Origin of the sequence: Streptomyces capitiformicae (genome assembly GCF_002214185.1) — a bacterium.
Classification (GTDB): domain Bacteria; phylum Actinomycetota; class Actinomycetes; order Streptomycetales; family Streptomycetaceae; genus Streptomyces; species Streptomyces capitiformicae.
The window spans coordinates 9,526,674-9,544,047 of the sequence record NZ_CP022161.1 but is presented as its reverse complement, the minus strand read 5'-3'; the positions used below and the strand labels follow the sequence as shown (position 1 = coordinate 9,544,047).

The window sequence follows — 17,374 nt, the reverse complement described above, 5'->3', positions numbered from 1 at the left end:
ACAACTGCCGTGCGTCCCCCACCAGTTCACTCACACAGGGATCAACGACCCGGAACACCTACCGTTTCGGATCAATAGACCAGAAAGAGCAGTTGGACGGCGACGAGTACGTCGATGACTCCGCACCACTCGGCGAACGTACGGGAGACGACCTTGTCGAGCCGCAGGTGCACGAAGTCCCAGACACCGTGGAAGAACCAGCCGGCCGCCACCAGGTAGCGGCCCAGGTCCGGATCCACCGCGAGCCCGGCCAGCGCGAGCCCGCAGAAGACGAGCGCGCCGAGGGCCTGGACCCCGAAGGTGGGCCGCCCGTGCGGGGTCCCGAGAACTGCGCCCCGGACCAGGACGGCCGCGGCGAGGGCGACGAGGGCCGTCGACGGGGCGACCAGGTCCTGGAAGGGGAGAGCGAACACGAGCACCACCCCGGCTCCGAGCACCGGCCAGGTGGCCTCTGCCTTTCCGATCTGATGGACGACCAGGTAGATCAGAGGCAGCAACGGCAGGGTCTCCGCGAAGCCGCCGACGGCGTCGGCCACGTCCTGCGATCCGGACGCGATCACGTTGAGTGCGACGAATGCGACGGCCAGGGCCGTGGGCCAGCGCCGCTTGAGCATCGTGGCCGCGTGCGGTCCGTCCGCCGTCGCGTGCGGGGCAGGAGTGGACATGGGAACCCTCCATTGGGTACCGGGACGGGGTATCTCTCGGACCCCTTCAGCCTGCGCCCCCGCCAAGCCCGCCAGTAGTGTCGAATCCCCGTGCCCACGCGTGGAGTTGTCACGTCCGCGCATGACATTTGTCATGCGGCCTGGGCCACAATGGCCCGGTGGGGGACGATGCGATCGATCGACGGGCCGCGGGGCTGACGAGCTTCCGGCGCTACACGTGGTGGACCGTGCCGGGCATGACCGTGTGTGTCCTGGCCGTCTTCGTCGGCGCCTGGGTCCTCGACGGTGACGTCCCGCTGTGGGCCCGCGGCCCGGCCGCCGGGGCGCTGGCGGTCGAGGTGTGGGCGAGCGTCGTACTCCTGAGCCGTCGGCTGGCGCTCCTCCCCGTGCCGGACGCCGCGTCTTCCGAACCGCCCCTGGGTCTGCTGATCACCGCCGGCGTGGCCGGAGCCGTGCTCGCGGCCTTCCCCCTGGCCCTGCGCGACTACGGGCTTTGGCCGGTCGCGCCCGCCGTCGTCGTGGCGATCGTCGCCACGTATCTCCCGCCGCGCCGCAGGCGAGGGGTGATCGCGGGCGCCGTGGTCCTCGCGCCGCTGCCCGGGGGAGTGGTCAGTCTGGTCGAGGGGGACGGCGAGTTGGTGTACGCCGCACTGTTCCCGCCCGGGCTGGTCGCCTTCACGGCGTGGGTGACGCTCGGCCCGCTGTGGGCCTGGGACACGGCACGGCGGCTGGACGAGGCACGGCGGCTGGAGGCGGAGCTGGCGGTCAGGGAGGAGCGGCTGCGGTTCGCCGCCGATCTGCACGACATCCAGGGCCACCACCTCCAGGTCATCGCGCTGAAGAGCGAGTTGGCGGCACGGCTGGTCGAGGTGGACCCGGCGCGCGCCGCCACGGAGTTGAAGGAGATACGGCAGCTGTCGGTGGATGCCCTGAGCGACACGCGGGCCGTGGTGCAGGGCTACCGTCGTACGTCGCTGGACGACGAGATCGGCAACGCGACGCGGGTGCTTGCCGCGGCCGGCATCGACGCGAGGACGAACCTCGACCCCGCCGCCGTGACCCCCGGCCTCACGGACTCCGCCCGGCACCTGCTCGGTCGGGTGATGCGGGAGGCCACCACCAACGTGCTCCGGCACAGCCGGGCCGATTACGCCGAGGTCGACTACCGGATCGCGGACGGTTCCGCCCGCCTGCGGGTGATCAACGACGGCGCCGAGGGGCATCCCGCCGGCCTCGACGGCACGGGACTGCGATCGCTCGCCGAGCGGCTGGAGGCGGCGGGCGGCGAGCTGACGTGGCACCAGGACGGCGACCGCTTCGTGGTCGCGGCCGCGCTGCCGGTGAGGCCGCCGGACCTTACGCGGCCATCGGAATCACCGGAGCCGACGCGATCGCCGAAGTCACACATGTCGAGGAGATCCACGCGATCGCCGAGCTCGCCGGTGTCACTGAAGCCCACGGACGGAGCCGCCCGATGATCCGCCTGCTGATCGCCGACGACGAGGACCTGCTCAGAAGCGCCCTGGCCGCCCTGCTCGGGCTGGAGCAGGACCTCACCGTCGTCGCCGAGGCGGCCACCTCGACCGAGGCGGTACGGCTGGCCCACGAGCACCGCCCCGACATCGCCGTCCTGGACCTGGAGATGCCACCCGCCGACGGGCTGCGCGCCGCCGAGGAGATCCAGGCCGAACTGCCCACGCGGATCGTCCTGGTGACCCGGCACGCCCGACCCGCCGTACTGCGCCGGGCCCTGGCCGCCGGTGTGCGGGGCTTCGTCCCCAAGACGACCCCGGCGGCCCGGCTGGCCGAGATCATCCGCGACATCGCCGCCGGCCGACGCTATGTGGACCCGGACATCGCCGCCTCCGCACTGACCGAGGACGACTGCCCGCTCACCGGCCGCGAACTGGAGATCCTGCGCGCCGCGCGCAAAGGCGCCTCGATCGCGGACATCGCCGCGGAGGTCCACCTGGCGTCCGGCACGGTTCGCAACTACCTCTCCTCCGCCATGTCCAAGCTGGGCGTCCCGACCCGGCATGCGGCCGCCCAGCGCGCCTGGGAGCAGGGCTGGATCTGACGTCACTCGTCCGAGGGGCCGATCCGCCGATGTCCCTCATCCGGTGTTCGCCCGCGCCGAGAATCCGGCCATGGAGACTGCTGGGCGGACTCGGCGGGGCGGTGCGGTCCATCTCGTGCTCTCGGTCGGCGGCATGATCGGGGCGGTGTGCCTCGCCGTCCGTTTCGACCTGCGGATCGCCGAGACGCTGGCCGGCTGTTGCCGTCCGTGGGCGGCATGTATCTGTCTTGGGCGACTTTGCGCGCCGAGCGGAAGGAGGCGCGTACCGCCTCCCATGCGGCGCGCTCAACGATCTACGCCGCCGCCGTCGACGGCGGCCGCACCCGAGGGGGCGAGAAGCTGCGCCTGCTCACCAAGGACGGGCTGGCCTCCGCCGCGATCGAGTTGGACCGGGGGCAGGAGGAGATGGGCGGCATGCCCAAGAGCGTGGGCCGCTCGGGCGCCTCGCACGCGATGACGGTCAACGAGACGGCCATCGCGATGATCCGCCCGAAGCCGGACCTTCACCTGGTGGCCGGGCAGCCGGCCGAAGCCATCGCGGCCGCCCAGGCCTGTCGACACGCCCGACGGGATCGGCAGCATCACCTCCTACGCCACCGAGGTCGCCCTCCTGGCGACGGGCACGTGGAGGAACCCCGGCGTGGGAGATGCGTGGGCGGACATCGTCCTCATCGCCCCGGAGGTGGGGCTGCCGCTGCTGTTCATCGAGACCGACAACTGCTTTGAGGACGCCCCCCGGATGGGAGTGTCCAGGGAGCCAGGGAGCGGCGCAGGGCGGCGGTGGTGCTCTGTCCGCCCTGTGTCATCAGGGTGAGCCTTTTTTGCTGTCACGTCGCTGTGGCGGGCCCGGTTTACCAGGCGGGCATCATCGGCGCGGGGTAGTGGTCGCCGGCCGCGCCGTTCGGCAGAGCGAGACGATCAGACCCAGCCCTTCAGGGGTGAAGGTGAGGTGTGCGGCGGCGACGTTCTCGGCCACGCGCTGAACCGTCTGCTCGATCTCCTCGTAGTACAGCCGCAGGTAGTCGGCGACCAAGGCGACCACCAGGCCGTTCTTGCTCCCGAACAGTGAGTAGATGGCGCCTTCAAGGTGTTGCTCGCCGCCGCCTACATCGTCGGCGCTGCCTCGCTCGGCCGGTTGAATCCGCCCTGCGACCCCGCGTCCGAGTGACGAATCAACTCGCCTGGCTGAACGGAGCGTTGGCCGCGGTCACGCCGCCGGGGGCCGCCTCGATCGGGCCAGCGGCACGCTCCTGTCAAGCCACACCGCACCGAACGGACTGCGACCGGCGGGCGACACATCAAGGACCAGCCACCACAGGCGAGTTCGGCCCGTGCACGCCCGCCGGTCTCCAACATCCTGACATTGACGCGAAGAAAGCCGACCCGCTTTCAAGATCTCGTTGGCCCGCCGCAGTTCGGCGTTCTCGGCCCGCAGCCGCTTGATCTCCGTGGCCTCCTCAGACGTCGTGCCGGGCCGCTGACCGGCGTCCACCTCCGTCTTGCGGACCCGCATCCGCACCGTTTCCGCTGCGCCGATGCCCAGCTTCGCCGCGACTGCCTTCATCGCGGCCCACTCGGTCGGATAGTTCGGACGGACCTCCGCGACCATGCGCACCGCACGCTCACGAAGCTCAGCAGGGTGGGGTGGGGGGAAGGACGTGCCACGACTCGATCCTCTCAGGGAATCGAGCCTCCATCAGACCCGGAGCGGTTCAGTCGCGTCATGCCCAGGAGTGACAGACGCCCTCATCACCGCCTCAAGTGCGCCACACTGGAGGGAGGCGTCCGACGCCGTCGCCCAACCCTCCCTGACCGCGGCCCAGTTGCGGGAGATCACTGGTGTACTCGCCTCCCCCTGACCCGGACACCGAACAGCGCATGCGCGCCCACCACGCGCACACCGGGCAGGCCCTGGACGTCCAGGTGGAGCCGGGCGCGGAGTTCTGGGGTTGGGCCGGGCGCACCCTGGGTGCCCCGGCCCGCACCGCCGCCGGGCAACCGGCGTGGCTGCGGTTGGTGTCCTCTCCGGAGGACAAAGCCTCGGGGAAGCTGTGGGACGGCGCCCTCGATGCCCAGCACGCCTTCGGCGACCTCGACGGCTACCGGCCCGCTCTCCAGGCCGTCCACGACGCCGTCGACGACGGCACCGCCTACCGGGCGGAGCGGTCGGTGCGCGTCGACAAGCCGGTCCTGTCCGACGACCCGATCCTCCAGCACGACCTCCAGCTGCCGGACTCCTGGTGGGCCGACCTCGCGGGGACGCTTCAGAAGGTGTCGGCCGTCGACACCGACCGTGTCGCCGTACGACAGCAGTACGTGGGGCGGGCCATCCCCGAGTTCGTGGGCATCCTGGTCCCGGCCGTCTCCCGTTGGACAACAGCCGCTCGCCGCGCGAGCCGCCCACGGCTTCCGCAACCCACCAACCAACGCCCACGCAGACGCTGCGTCACCACCCGCCGAGCCCGAGGCCACATCCACCCCGCCTGAATTCGAAGACTCCGCAAACCTTCCCGCCGGAATTTGTCGTTCGAGGCCCGGCGGAAAGGTCTGCGTTTGGGAATCGCTCCGGCGTTCATCTCTATGCGCGGACGGAGTGCACCGTCGTGTCGCGCGTATTGCGGCTAGATGCTTGATCCGCCGCCGGAGGTGTTGCTCCACCAGGCGCTGTAGGCGTTCAGCGAGTACCGCTTCTGCACGCCGCTGGTCGAAGTGATCTCGAGGCCGAACTGCATCGTTTCGAAGGTGGTGTTGCGCAGGAGGTTCTGCGACGCGGCCCATCGCCAGACCGCCGAGGCGTCGATGGTGCCGGTGTTGCTCTGCTGGGCGGGGATGAGCTGCAGGACGTTCCAGCCGGGATCGGCCTGCCAGACCGACGCGTACCGGACGCCGCCGATGGTCACGTTGGACGCGATCTGCCTTCCCCAGCCGCCTGCCGTCCCCCCGGACCAGCTGGTGAAGACCATGATCTCGTCCTGGTTGCCGGCCGACCAGATGTCGCTCGTCCAGTTCCAGTGGTCACCGCCGGCGACGGGAGTCGACGACGTGTTGTACCAGAAGCCCGCCGAGTTCAACTGCGACAGCGGCGTCTGGGGCCGGACCGAGGTGTTCGGGTAGGACTTGATCCCGCCGCCGGAGTGGTTGGCATCGACGTACCAGGACTTGATGCTGTTGACGGTCAGGCACTGCGTGCCGTGGTTTTCGCCCCAGATGTTGTTGTAGATCGTCCAGGTGCCCTGGGTGTACTGACCCCACCGGTCGCAGGTGGAGTACACCTGGGCCTGCGCCGGAGACGCGAAGCTCAGGAACCCGACGATCACGGCGACGATCAGGGCCAGCCGACCGAACCCGGCCGACTTGCTGCTGATGGATTTACGGGCTTGCCATCTCATGTGTCCCTCCAAGGACGGCGATGGGTTGTTCCGGACCCCCCGGTCTGGTGGCGGACTCTGGCGCCGCGAGGTGTCGCTCGTCGGCGAGTCCGGGCTCGGGACGGCGCGACCCAGCCCCGTCCGAGGTGCTTGCGCAGTTGGCCGACTGACCGGCTTGATGGCCGGCCCTGGGCGAAGTGAAGAACTGCGGGAACGGTGCTCGGTCCCCTTACCTTCCAAGCAACGGGCTTGCCAGACGCAGGGTGCGAAGTGTCGAAGCGCTTGCGTCTGCGGACAGTAATGACGGGGCGTCTGAACAGCAAGACTCTGCGCAGGAAGACACATTTCTTTCACCTGCGGACATCATTGTCGAAGCGCTTCGAAAACTTCGGCCGCGCCCGCCACCTGGCCTTCACGGAACCGCTACTGGCCCTGGTGGATGTGGCGGAAGGTGCCGGGGCACGTGCCGATGTGACGGGTGAAGAACTTCCCGAAGTTGGTGGGGTCGGGAAAACTCAGACGGCGGGCGATGATCGCCACCGGCTCATCCGTGTGCGCCGGCAACCGATGCACCTCCAACGCGACACGGGCATCGATCACATGCTTCACCAGCTGTCCGGTGGCAGCCATGCACGCACGGGCCAGGGTCTTGACCGTTAACCCAGACGGTGCGCGTGCCACCGGTCGTCCCCGGCCGCACATACCGTTGCACCTGTGCAGATCACCATCATCGGCGTCCGGAACATGGCCCGGGGAATCGCCACACGGGCCCCGTCGGGCGGGCACACAGCGACCGTCACCGCCAAGGATCCCGCCAAAGCCGCGCGATGTGCCTCCTCGAGTTGTGCGCCCTCACTGCCCATCCGCCCGCCTCTGGTTTGCCGCCATCCGCGAGGCCACTGCCAAGGCGCCACCGCTGCCATGCCCCAGCCTGCCGACGAGCCCGCCCGGCCGGCCAACCGGTGGCTCACTCTGCCCGAACTGAGCAGTGTGCATCGTGAAGTTGCTGGTCACCGGTCTGGTGTACGCGGGGTTGGGGGTATTCGTGCTGGTCGTTGGTTGATGACTTCGGTGAAGATCATCGGTCTTCGGGCTGCTTCGTGGTTGGTGAGGACCAGCATGGCCCTGACCAGGGAGGTTGCCCATTTCCGGTCGGTGCGGACCTTGCCGAGCGCGCGCCAGTTCGTCAGGAGAGCGAAGCCGTACTCGACCGGCGCCCGGACGGCGGCCAGCGCTGTGTTGGACAATCTCTGGCTGCGGGGCAGCAGCCGGTTGCGGGCCGCCTTGTAACCGCCCGCTGAGTGGGGAGTCGGGAACGTTGGACACGCGAGTCGGTCGCGGCGGGTCGACTGGCGACCGGCAGGGCTGGCCCCGCCCCGACCGGTAGGGCTGGCCCCACCACGGATTCTCGGGCGCACCGGCTCGTGCCGCGCCCTCACCGTTCCTAGCGTTCTTGCATGACGGAAACGCTGCGACCGCGCACCCAACCCCGGTTACTTGATGTCGACGCGCTGCGCGGGTTCGCGCTGTTCGGCATCCTTGTTGTGAACCTTGCGTACTTCGCCTCCGGCTACCCGTTCCATCTTGTCGCCGATCCGGCGCATGGCTCCTGGCTGGACGACTCCGTCGAGTTCGGGGTCCGGTTGCTGTTCGAGATGAAGTTCTACCTCCTGTTCTCGTTCCTGTTCGGCTACAGCTTTACCTTGCAGCTGGCCGCCGCGGGCCGTGCCGGCGCGGACTTCACCGCGCGGTTCGTCCGCCGGCTCGGCGGGCTTTTCGTGCTCGGCGGCCTGCATGCGGTGCTGCTGTTCCAGGGTGACATCCTGACCACCTACGCTCTGCTTGGCCTTGTTCTGCTTGCCGTGCACCGGATCCAGCCGAGGACCGCGGTCATCGCCGCGGGGGCGATCGTCGGTGTCATGGCGGTCGGGATGGCCGTGGCTGCGCTGGCTGGCGTCGAATTGGTTACCGACCAGGGCGCCGCGCTCGCCGGCGGTCGCGTGTCGACCGATGCGCTTGCCGGCGGCCTGGGTTCGGTGATCGGCGAGCACCTGCGCTCGCTGCCGACGATGGCCGGAAGTCTTGCTGTGCAGGGTCCGCTCGCGCTTGCCGCGTTCCTCGTCGGGCTGGCCGCCGGCCGGCGGAAGTTGCTCGCCGACGGGATCGGCAGGCACACGGTCGCGCTGCGCCGACTGGAGCTGGTCGGGTACCCGATCGGGCTCGCCGGCGCGCTGGTGTTCGCGATCGGCGGCGGCACTGTGGGCCTGGCCGGGCTGGCGGCGAGCATCCTGACCGCGCCGTTGCTGGTCGGCGCCTACGTGGCGACCCTGCTACGGGTGTTCGCCACCGCGCGCGGCGGCCGGCTGGCACGGGCGCTCGCGCCAGCCGGCCAGATGGCGCTGTCGAACTATCTCGGTCAGTCTCTGCTGGGCGTGCTGATCTTCACCGGCGTTGGGCTCGGGCTGACCGGAGACACGCCGCCGGCGGTCGTGCCGGTCGTCGCCGTCGGTATCTTCGTGGTCCAACTGGAGCTGAGCCGACGCTGGCTCGCGCGGTACCGGTACGGCCCGGCCGAGTGGGTACTGCGGGCCGTCACGAACGCGGAGCGTCCCCGGATGCGCCGCTGACCTCTGCCGACAAGTCACACACTCCCGACAGAGTCGCTCACTGAGCGGTGTGCGAGCTGAAGTTGCTGGTGACGGGGCTGGTGTGTGTGGGCATCGGGATGCTTGTGCTGGTCGCCGGCAGATGACTTTGGTGAAGATCGTCGGTCATCGGGCGACTTCGCGGTTCGTGAGCACCAGCAAGGCCCGGACCAGGGCGGTCGCCCAGGCGGGGGCGGTGCGTACCTTGCCGAGGACGCGCCAGTTCCTGAGGTGGGCGAAGCCGTGCTCGACGGGTGCCCGGACAGCCGCCAGTGCTGTGTTGGACTGCTTCTGGCCTCGCGTCAGAGGCCGGTTCCGGGCGGCCTTGTAGCCGGTGATCACCGCGGGGTTTCGGTGTCGGGGCCGCTGTCGTCGAGGCCGACGAATCCCAGGTCGGCGATGGCTCCGAGCCCGACTTCCCGCAGTTCCCGGGTGAGCTTGTTGTGCCGGCAGGCGGTGATGTCCGAGGTGCGCCCGGGGCGGGCCGCCGAGATCCACAGCAGCCGGCCCCGGTGGTCGGTGAGGGCGATCACGAGCAGGCCGTGCCATTTGTTCTTGCCGGAGTAGTTGTTCCGGTTTGCTTTCCCGGTTCTGCGCCGGGTGCGAATCACCGATCCGTCCAGCAGTACGATGCCGCCGCCCATCCGGGCGATCCCGCTTGTGGAGCGACGGCTTCAGCTGGCCCCACCGGACAGGTGTAGTCGCTCGTGCCGGGGCCGCTTCGTGCCGTCATTGATCTTCACGAATCGGGTCACTCTCGGGCCGCCACACAGGGGCCGATTGACGACGTCACAGCCAGTCAGACAGCGTCCCGCGCCGGTTGGCGAGATCCAGCCCCGGTCGGCGGGTTTGCGCAACTGCCCTCGAACCGGCTCCACTTTCGCCGGTGTCGTCTCCTGCTGGGACCACTCCCGGACTCCGTTGCCTACCCTTCGCCCATGACCGGCCCACGCAGATGGATCCTCGCGATGGCCGCCGCGCTGATGACGGCGGGCTGCTCCAGTTCCCCGGACGCTGCGCCACCGGCATCGGTCCCGGCCTCGTCCAGCGCATCGACCACACGCCCGAGCGCCACGCCAACCTCGGCCTTCTGCCTTAATCTGTCGACCTTCCAGGTCGGCGTCGTTGCCTACAGCGCCGAAGTGGGTGCGGCGATTGAAGGGGAGCCGTTGGACTTCAAAGAGCTGCGGAGGAAGGCCGCCTTGATCGCCGAGACCGGTGAGCCGATGCAGGCGAGCGCGCCGCCGGACATCGCCGAAGAGTTCCGTACGGTGCTCAAGGCGATCGATACCTCGGCGAGCAATTTGAAATCGGGCGCCAACGCACGTGATGTCCTGGATCCGGTCTACGGTGAGCGCAACCGTCCCGCCTTCGAGGCGGTGAATGTGTGCCTCGGTTCGCACGTCCTTGGTGCCGGTGTCGAGTTCCCCGGCTTCTATAACCGGTTCCTGCCGGTCAGACCGCGGTGAACTGCCAGTGCTGGGATGTGCTCCCGTTGCAGGTGAACTGCACGGCGGGCGTGCGCCGGGCGGTGGCCCCGGCCTTGGGGGACAGGCACTTGCCGCTGACCTGTGCCTGCAGCTGGTTCCAGCCCAGGCCCGCCGGCAGCGCCTTCCAGCGCTGGGCGGAGCCTCCGTTGCAGGGCCACTGCCAGATCTGGGCATTGTCCTGTGTGGAGCCGTTGCTCACATCCAGGCACTTGCCGCTCTTCTTGTTCAGCAACGTGTGGGTGCCGTCGCTATTGGGCACCGACGTCCACTTCTGTCCGTCCCCGTCGTTGCAGGTGTAGAGCTGGAGGATGGCGCCGTCCGTCACGCTTGCGCCGTTGACGTCCAGGCACATGCCGCTCTTGTGGATCACCTTGAAGTAGCTGCCGTCGGCCGCGGCCGCTGCGAGGGTCCGGCCGGCGGCGGCTGCGTTCGTCATCCCCGAGGCGCCCGTCAACAGTGCCGCGGTGGCGGCGAAGACCAGGCCGACGCGTCTGCGCTGGTGGGTCATGGTGGTTCTCCTCTCGTGGGCGGTGCCGCCGGAGCCCGGTCCGCGCTCCGCCCGTTCGCTTGGCATGTACTGTGTCGCCAACGCTGGCGGGACGAGCTGAAAGCGAGCTGACCTCTCGCTGAAACCGCCAGGTCACAAGGGGGTTTCATGCAGGTCCGGCTGCTCGGGCCGCTGGACGTCGTCGTGTAGGGGCAGCCGCGCCCGCTGTCCGGGTTACGGCGCAAGGCGGTCCTCGCGGTGCTCGCGCTGCACGCGGGCGACGTCGTCAGCACCGACCGCCTGATCGAGCTGGCGTGGAGCGGGCGGCCCACCGGGATCAACACCGTGCAGAGCCATGTGTCGTATCTACGCCGGGTTCTCGGCGGCCGTTCGGCGATCACTGCCCGTTTTCCGGGCTATGCGCTGGAGTGGGACACCGACGCGGGCGCCGCCGAGCGGCTCGTGCGCACCGCGCGGCACTCCTCGGACCCCGCCGCCGCTGCCGCGCTGCTGCGGTCCGCGCTGGCGTTGTGGCGGGGGCGGCCGCTGGTGGACGTGGCCGAGGTGCCGTGGCTCGCCGAGCAGTCCGACCGGCTGGCGGAGCTGGAGTCGGAGGCCCGTCGTGCGCTGGCCGACGCCCGCCTGGCACTCGGCGAGCACATGCGGGTACTGCCGCAGCTGCGGGACGCAGCCGCTGACCACCCGTTCGACGAACGGGTCCAGGGGCAACTGGTGCTGGCGCTGTACCGGTCGGGACGCCAGGCCGACGCACTGGTTGTTCTGCGCGAGGTACGCACCCGGCTGGCCACCGAACTCGGCATCGATCCGGGCCCCGCGCTGCGGGAGCTGGAGGCGGCGGTCCTGCGTCAGGACCCTTCGCTGGCGCCGCCGGGATCCGTCGTCGACATCCGAGGCGGTACCGCACCCGTTTCCGGCCAAGCCGCACCCGGCTGCGCGCGGGCCGCATCCGTCTGTGCGCGAGCTGTCTGCGCGCGAGGCGTGTCCAGCGGCCCCAGGCGGCCGCTGGTGGGCCGGGACCGGGAACTGGCCGTCCTGGACGGGCTGTTGGCTGACTCGGCGTCGTCACCCTTCCTGGTGGTCACCCGGGATCCGGGGATCGGCAAGACCCGGCTGCTGACCGAGCTGGCGGGCCGGGCGCATTCGGCGGGCCGGGTGGTCCTGTGGGGCCGGGCGACGGAGTTCGAGCAGCAGGTGCCCTTCGGGATCGTCGCCGACGCGTTCGCCGACCTGGGAGCGCAGAGCCTGCGGGGCCTGTCCGACGATGACGTGGACCTGCTCCGGGGCATTCTGCCCATGCTGCCGCAAGCGGCCGCGGCGGTTGCCGCCCGCGAAGGGCTGGGCGCGGAGCGCTACCGGCTGCACCGCGCCGTACGGGCCCTGCTGGAGGCGCTGGCCGAACCCGCAGGGCTGATGCTCGTCCTCGACGACATGCACGACCAGGGCTCCGCCGAGTTGCTGGACCATCTCCTGCGCCATCCCCCGCGCGGACAGGTACTGGTGACGGTGTCGTACCGGACTCGGCAACTGTCCGGCCGACTACGCCAGGGACTCGGACGGGCCCTGAAGGACGGCCTCGTCGAGACCGTCGACCTGGGCCCGCTCAGCCCCGACGCCGTCGACGCGATGCTGCCCGCCCGGCTGGCCAGCGCGCGGCGACGCGAAATCCACCAGGCGGGCAGGGGAAACCCGTTCTACGTACTCGCGCTGGCCGCCACCAAGAAGGCCGACCCCGACCGGACGGGCGGAGAGGAACTGCCCGCCCAGGTGCGGGCCGCGCTGACCGCCGAGCTCGACGCCCTCGCCGAGACAGAGGTACTGGTGGCCCAGACAGTGGCCGTGGCCGCGGACACCGCCGAACCCGAACTGGTGGCGCGTACGGCCGGCCTGGGCATCGACGACGTACTGAAGGCGCTGGACACCCTCACGGCCCGCGACCTGCTCCGCCCAATCCAGCACACCGACCGGTTCCGGTTCCGCCATCCCCTCGTACGGCGTGTCGTGTATGACACGGCAGGTCCCGGCTGGCGTATCGCGGCCCACGCCCGTGCGGCCGCGGCGCTGCGCGAGCACGGTGCTTCGGCGGCCGAGCGGGCCCACCACGTGGAACGCTCGGCGCGCCGCGGCGACCAGGAGGCCATAGCGGTCCTGCGGGAAGCCGCCTTTGGTGCCCTGCACAGCAGCCCGGCCTCCGCCGCCCGGTGGCTGGCCGCCGCACTGCGCCTGGCGCCCCACGACGGCGAGATGGCGCCGGTCCGGCTGGACCTGCTGGGCCTGCGCGCGCAGGCGCTGGCCCTCACCGGCCAACTGGAGCAGAGCCGCGAGACCATCTACGAACTGCTGCGGCTGCTGCCGGCCGAGGCCGGCGGGGTCCGGGCCTCGCTGGTGAGCCTGTGTGCCTCGAACGAGCGGCTGCTGGGGCGCCACGCCGAGGCCAAGGCACTCCTGGTCACCGAGCTGGCGCACCACCCGCAGCACGACGCCCGCGCCACCGCGACGCTGCTGGTGACCCTGGCCATCGGCCATCGGCCATCGGCCATCGGCCATCGGCTGGAGGCACACCTCGACGACGTGGACTGGCCGGAAAAGGCGTTGGAAGCCGCCCGCCGTACCGGGGTACGCCCGCTGCTGGCGGGCGCGCTGGCGGCACGGGTACTGGCCGATCAGGGGGGCGGCGAGGTCGACCTGGAATCACTGGGCCGGCTGGATGAGGCGGCCACGCTGGTGGACGCGATGCCGGACGGCGAACTGACCCAGTTGCTGTGTTCGGCCGTGTGGCTCGCGACCGCCGAGATCGTCGAGGAACGCTCCATAGCGCGGTTCGGCACCTGCGGCGGGCACTCGACCTCGCGCGCAGCAGCGGCCAGACGCTTCTCGGCGGCCAGATCCGCATCCTGCTGGCCATGGGGCACGGACTGACCGGCAACCTCGGCGAGTCCGCGCAGGACGCACGCGACATGGCCGAACTCTCGGGCTCCCGCCAGTCCGTGGCCACCGTGACGGCCTGGCAGTGCTACCTCGCCGCCCTCCGAGGGGACCTCGACCTGGCGTTGCGGCTCAGCGAGGAGGTCATGGAGGTCACGGGCGGACGCCGGGAGTTCCTCGCCGGCATGGTCTTCGGGCCGCTCGCGTTCGTCGCCCTGCACACGGGTGACCCGCCGACCTGCACCGAGATGCTGACCGGCGCGCTGCACCGCCCCGAGCCGGTCGGCGTCGCGTCGATCGACCGCATGGTGTGGTACAACCTGCTCGCCGAGGCGGCGGCCCTGCTAGGGCGCCCGAACGAGGCGGCGTCCTGGGCCGACCGCGCCCAATCGGAGATCCGTCCTTGGTCGCCACCACGGCGCACAGACCTCGCCCACACGGCACGCGCCCACGCACTATTCTCCACCAGCCCGGCATGTGCCCTCGACCATGCGAAGGCGGCCACAGCACTCTTCACGTCCGTCGGCGACCCGGTCGCAGCCGGCCAGGCCCACCTCCTGGCCGGCCGTGCCCTGAACACCCTCGCCAGACCCCACGAGGCCCGCACGACCTTCAGCAGGGCCCGCACCCTCTTCGACGGCTGCGGCGCCCGCTTCTTCGCCCTCAAGGCCCTGGACGAGGAACATCCTGCCGGGTAGACGGCCCGGCCAGGGCGGCCGGCCACGTGCCTTCGCGACGGCGTACGCCCCTCGGGCTTTATCAGTGAGTCCTGACACCGGTTTGTCGATCGCCGAGCGACGCGCCCGGTGCCGGCGCAGAGTGATATCGCCATCGTCGACCGCCTCACCTTCGGGTGGGAACATCATCGACAGGCGGCACCGAGTCCTGCCCGTCTGGGCATCACCCAGGCCCGGGCCGCAGCCCAGGACACCACCGCCAGCCGACCTCGCACCAGGCACCTTCCGGGTGCCGCATTCGCCGCAAGGGGAGCAGCAGTGAGCCGGCCCGGCAAGCAGCGGCCGGTCAGGGCCTGGCTGATCACCCCCCGCCCTGAACGCCGACCGGTTCGAGAAGGCCAAGGCCTTTCGGTGCCGACGTCGCCTTGGCCGACCCGCAGGACTTTGTCGCCGGCACCGCGCAAGGCCGCCGCTCGTACGACGGCCGCGCGCTTCCTTCGCGCGCAGACGGCCAGCGTGCCGGTTCCGGGGCTGCGGGTGAACTCGCCTGTCACCGCCGGCGGCCTGCACGATCTCAAGGCAGTCCTCTTCCGTCTCCGGCTCACACCCGGAAAATCGCCGTGATCTTCACCGGCGGCCGAGATCGAGTGACGGTTTCCTCCCGCCGACTCGTTCCCAGCGTCCAGCAATGCGCCACGTCCTGACCCGAGGCGGCAACAGGAGGGGGCCCGCACCGACGCAATGCGGGCCCCTGCGAAGCGGGGCGTGAAGGCCACCGCAAAGCCGCTGAGGGGACCGGCCGGTTGGCCAGGAAACTGGGCACCTAGCTGCGGTCCAGCGTCCTGGTGGTGGACGGGGTTGGCTATCAGCCACTGGAACGAGCGGAGGTGAATCTGGTCTTCCAGGTGATCTCCAAGCGCTGTGAGAAGGGCTCGATCATCCTGACCTCGAACAAGACCTTCAGCGAATGGGGCCAGGTCTTCGGCGACGCGGTCCTCGTCGCTGCCATCCTTGACCGCCTCCTGCACCACTGCGATGTGATCTCGATCAACGGCCCGAGCTACCGCCTGAAGAACCGCCTTGTAGGTTCGCAACTCGGATGTCCCTTTCTCATTGCGGGTGGCCCGTGTCTGGCCCATGGGACACCCATGTGAGACGAACGATGGCGTCTTCTGTCCCGTCTCGCTGAGCATGGACAAGTCTCACCGATCTGAGCGAGGCGGCCTCGAGTCTCATGTCCGGTGGCTGTTGTCGAGGGTGCGGTCACCCACAAGGGTGAAGCTTCTCTGCGCGGCCATCCTGCGGCCGGCGGGCACGAAGGCGGTCGATGCCGCCTTGCTGCTGGCTCGGACACGGGTGCCCGAGCCGATGCGGCCTGGCTGGGCGGATGGGTTACGCATGTCGGCCTCGCTGATCCCGCACGCCCGCCTGATGAGCATCGACGCCCGGCTGGAGCACGCCGCGGCCAAGCCGGTGATCGTCCCGGACACGATCGTCGTCGACCACGGCAAGGTCTTCATCTCCGACACCTTCATCGCGGCCTGCCGGACACTGGGCATCTCGCTCCAGCCCGCACGGCCGGCCACCCCGACCGACAAGAGCGTGGTCGAGCGCACCTTCTCCTCGATCAACACCCTGTTCTGCCAGCACGTCGCCGGCTACGTCGGCTCCAACGTCACCCGCCGCGGCCAGGACGTCGAGGCCGTCTGGACCATTGCGGAACTTGCCGACCTCTTCCAGGAGTGGGTTGTCGCCTGCTGGCAAACCCGGCCCCACGACGGGCTGCGCAGCCCGTTCCTGCCCGGCAGGGCCCTGTCGCCGAACGACGTCTACGCGCTGCTGGTCTCCCGCTCGGGACACCTGCCGATCTGCCTGAGCGGGGACGACTACATCGAGCTGCTGCCGGTGGAGTGGCGGAAGATCAACGACTACGGGATCACGATCGACTACCGCACCTACGACTGCTGGGAGTTGGGCCCCTACCGGCGCCAGCCGTCCGGGGTCGACGTTACTGAGTTCGGCATTTCAGGGTGACGATGGTGAGCCGAGATGCGCCTTGTGATGGGTACTGGACCAGCTTGGTCGTATGCGGAGTGCAACTTCGTCGCCGAGCTGCTCTCTCCCTGCTGGAGGGCTCGGCCGGACGCAGGTGGACAACCTTCAGGTTTGGCTCCCAGGACTTCAAGCAGTAGTTCTCACATCCGCGGGGTGCGGGTGAGCAGCCGGTCGATTTCAGCGAGCACGCGGTCCACATGCGGACGCACCTGCGCCTGCAATGCATCGCTCCAGCTCTCCTCGGAGTAGCGGCAGTTGAGATAGAGCTGCCGGGCATGCTCGATGGCGGCGCGGTGCTCGGGCGGGAGCTGGGCGAGGGCCCAGTCGGCGGCGGCGTCCTTCGACTTGATCTGGCCAGTGGCGAGCGTGGTCCAGATGCGGGCGAAGGCCAACAGGACGTTACGGGTGTCGCTGTCCAGGTCGTCGAGCAGGCCGGGGATACCCGCCACGCTCGCCCGGACCAGGTCGGCCTGCGGAACCGGGTCGAGGACCTGCGCAGGGCGCGGGCCGGTAAGGGGGTGGTCGCCGGTCAGCGCCATGGTGATCAGCAGGGCCAGATCGGGCATCGGCTCCGGCTGAGGGACCTCCCCGGCCTCGTACTCGGCGCGCAGCCACTCGCCGTAGAGGAAATCGCCGGTCGGTGGGTACCGCCACGGCCGGACCTCGGACTGGACGACCACAGTGAGCTCGACCGGGCGGACCCTGTTTCGGGAGCCGGAGATCCGCATCAGTCCATCGAGGAGTGTCCGTCGATCCTGCTCGTCCATCCGCCGCCGGGAGACGACCAGCACGTCCACGTCGCTGGCCGGCCTGAGTCCACCGAGCACGGAGGAGCCGTGGAGGTAGGTGCCGATGACATCTTGGCCCAGCACACCGCCGACCAGCCCCACGATCTCCTGAACCTGATTCACTGCACCAGCGTCTCCTGTCATCCTCCCGACTGCACCGCATTATCTGACTTCGGCTG

17 protein-coding genes and 3 pseudogenes are annotated in these 17,374 nt (G+C 69.9%); 10 read left to right on the top strand and 10 right to left on the bottom strand.

Going from position 1 to position 17,374, the window contains the following annotated elements; translation table 11 throughout:
* Window positions 1-71: 71 nt before the first annotated feature.
* Window positions 72-665, bottom strand: coding sequence for a hypothetical protein (locus tag CES90_RS42910; RefSeq protein WP_189788408.1), 594 nt, complete (start codon window positions 663-665; stop codon window positions 72-74).
* A 158-nt stretch (window positions 666-823) separates the two neighbouring features.
* Here CES90_RS42910 and CES90_RS42905 point away from each other — a divergent pair, with 158 nt between their 5' ends.
* The 3 genes from CES90_RS42905 (at window position 824) to CES90_RS42895 (ending at window position 3,468) form a co-directional block, all read left to right on the top strand.
* Window positions 824-2,143, top strand: a complete 1,320-nt coding sequence (locus tag CES90_RS42905; protein ID WP_229914494.1) for a sensor histidine kinase — start codon at window positions 824-826, stop codon at window positions 2,141-2,143.
* Window positions 2,140-2,742, top strand: a complete 603-nt coding sequence (locus CES90_RS42900; protein WP_189788409.1) for a response regulator transcription factor — start codon at window positions 2,140-2,142, stop codon at window positions 2,740-2,742. Before CES90_RS42905 ends, CES90_RS42900 begins: the two co-directional genes overlap by 4 nt.
* A gap of 216 nt (window positions 2,743-2,958) precedes the next feature.
* Complete coding sequence (locus CES90_RS42895) at window positions 2,959-3,468, top strand: hypothetical protein (protein ID WP_189788410.1); 510 nt, start codon at window positions 2,959-2,961, stop codon at window positions 3,466-3,468.
* A 139-nt stretch (window positions 3,469-3,607) separates the two neighbouring features.
* Here CES90_RS42895 and CES90_RS52235 read toward each other — a convergent pair whose 3' ends face one another.
* Together CES90_RS52235 and CES90_RS50665 are read right to left on the bottom strand one after the other, a co-directional pair.
* The gene (locus CES90_RS52235) at window positions 3,608-3,784 is read right to left on the bottom strand and encodes a hypothetical protein (protein ID WP_373313628.1); all 177 of its coding nucleotides are present in this window, start codon (window positions 3,782-3,784) and stop codon (window positions 3,608-3,610) included.
* 324 nt (window positions 3,785-4,108) lie between these two features.
* Window positions 4,109-4,351: pseudogene (locus CES90_RS50665) on the bottom strand (IS3-like element ISMyma3 family transposase); the annotation flags it as partial.
* Between the two features lie 230 nt (window positions 4,352-4,581).
* Here CES90_RS50665 and CES90_RS42880 point away from each other — a divergent pair.
* On the top strand, window positions 4,582-5,229 hold the full coding sequence (locus CES90_RS42880; protein ID WP_229914495.1) for a hypothetical protein: 648 nt from the start codon (window positions 4,582-4,584) through the stop codon (window positions 5,227-5,229).
* 134 nt (window positions 5,230-5,363) lie between these two features.
* On the opposite strand, the gene CES90_RS42875 is transcribed toward CES90_RS42880, so the two are convergent.
* From CES90_RS42875 to CES90_RS42865, 3 genes are all read right to left on the bottom strand, one after another.
* On the bottom strand, window positions 5,364-6,131 hold the full coding sequence (locus CES90_RS42875; protein WP_189788412.1) for a glycoside hydrolase family 12 protein: 768 nt from the start codon (window positions 6,129-6,131) through the stop codon (window positions 5,364-5,366).
* Window positions 6,132-6,533: 402 nt separating this feature from the next.
* On the bottom strand, window positions 6,534-6,740 hold the full coding sequence (locus CES90_RS42870; protein ID WP_373313629.1) for a helix-turn-helix domain-containing protein: 207 nt from the start codon (window positions 6,738-6,740) through the stop codon (window positions 6,534-6,536).
* 380 nt (window positions 6,741-7,120) lie between these two features.
* Window positions 7,121-7,357, bottom strand: a complete 237-nt coding sequence (locus tag CES90_RS42865) for a hypothetical protein (protein WP_229914496.1) — start codon at window positions 7,355-7,357, stop codon at window positions 7,121-7,123.
* Window positions 7,358-7,567: 210 nt separating this feature from the next.
* On the opposite strand from CES90_RS42865, the gene CES90_RS42860 reads away from it, so the two are divergent.
* On the top strand, window positions 7,568-8,737 hold the full coding sequence (locus tag CES90_RS42860) for a DUF418 domain-containing protein (protein WP_189788414.1): 1,170 nt from the start codon (window positions 7,568-7,570) through the stop codon (window positions 8,735-8,737).
* Between the two features lie 144 nt (window positions 8,738-8,881).
* Here CES90_RS42860 and CES90_RS51480 read toward each other — a convergent pair whose 3' ends face one another.
* Window positions 8,882-9,097, bottom strand: coding sequence for a transposase family protein (locus tag CES90_RS51480; protein ID WP_268257086.1), 216 nt, complete (start codon window positions 9,095-9,097; stop codon window positions 8,882-8,884).
* Window positions 9,094-9,399 (bottom strand): transposase family protein, encoded by a 306-nt coding sequence (locus tag CES90_RS51475; RefSeq protein ID WP_268257087.1) that lies wholly within the window; start codon window positions 9,397-9,399, stop codon window positions 9,094-9,096. Before CES90_RS51475 ends, CES90_RS51480 begins: the two co-directional genes overlap by 4 nt.
* 294 nt (window positions 9,400-9,693) lie before the next feature.
* Here CES90_RS51475 and CES90_RS42850 point away from each other — a divergent pair, with 294 nt between their 5' ends.
* Window positions 9,694-10,224 carry a hypothetical protein gene (locus CES90_RS42850; RefSeq protein WP_189788415.1) on the top strand — a complete coding sequence of 177 codons (531 nt, stop codon included), beginning with the start codon at window positions 9,694-9,696 and terminating at the stop codon, window positions 10,222-10,224.
* Here the strand turns inward: CES90_RS42850 and CES90_RS42845 are convergent.
* Window positions 10,211-10,753 carry an RICIN domain-containing protein gene (locus tag CES90_RS42845; RefSeq protein ID WP_189788416.1) on the bottom strand — a complete coding sequence of 181 codons (543 nt, stop codon included), beginning with the start codon at window positions 10,751-10,753 and terminating at the stop codon, window positions 10,211-10,213. The two genes, CES90_RS42850 and CES90_RS42845, sit on opposite strands and share 14 nt — an antisense overlap.
* Before the next feature lie 237 nt (window positions 10,754-10,990).
* Between CES90_RS42845 and CES90_RS42840 the strand changes: the two genes are divergently transcribed.
* From CES90_RS42840 to CES90_RS42825, 4 genes and pseudogenes are all read left to right on the top strand, one after another.
* Window positions 10,991-13,669 carry an AfsR/SARP family transcriptional regulator gene (locus CES90_RS42840; protein WP_189788417.1) on the top strand — a complete coding sequence of 893 codons (2,679 nt, stop codon included), beginning with the start codon at window positions 10,991-10,993 and terminating at the stop codon, window positions 13,667-13,669.
* Complete coding sequence (locus CES90_RS42835; RefSeq protein ID WP_189788418.1) at window positions 13,654-14,373, top strand: hypothetical protein; 720 nt, start codon at window positions 13,654-13,656, stop codon at window positions 14,371-14,373. The genes CES90_RS42840 and CES90_RS42835 overlap by 16 nt, the downstream gene beginning before the upstream one ends.
* Window positions 14,374-15,131: 758 nt before the next feature.
* Window positions 15,132-15,506, top strand: a pseudogene (locus CES90_RS42830) (ATP-binding protein); the annotation flags it as partial.
* A 124-nt stretch (window positions 15,507-15,630) separates the two neighbouring features.
* A pseudogene (locus CES90_RS42825) lies at window positions 15,631-16,356 on the top strand (integrase); the annotation flags it as partial.
* A gap of 191 nt (window positions 16,357-16,547) precedes the next feature.
* On the opposite strand, the gene CES90_RS42820 reads toward CES90_RS42825, so the two are convergent.
* Window positions 16,548-17,318, bottom strand: coding sequence for an aminoglycoside adenylyltransferase family protein (locus CES90_RS42820; protein ID WP_189788419.1), 771 nt, complete (start codon window positions 17,316-17,318; stop codon window positions 16,548-16,550).
* Window positions 17,319-17,374 lie beyond the last annotated feature (56 nt).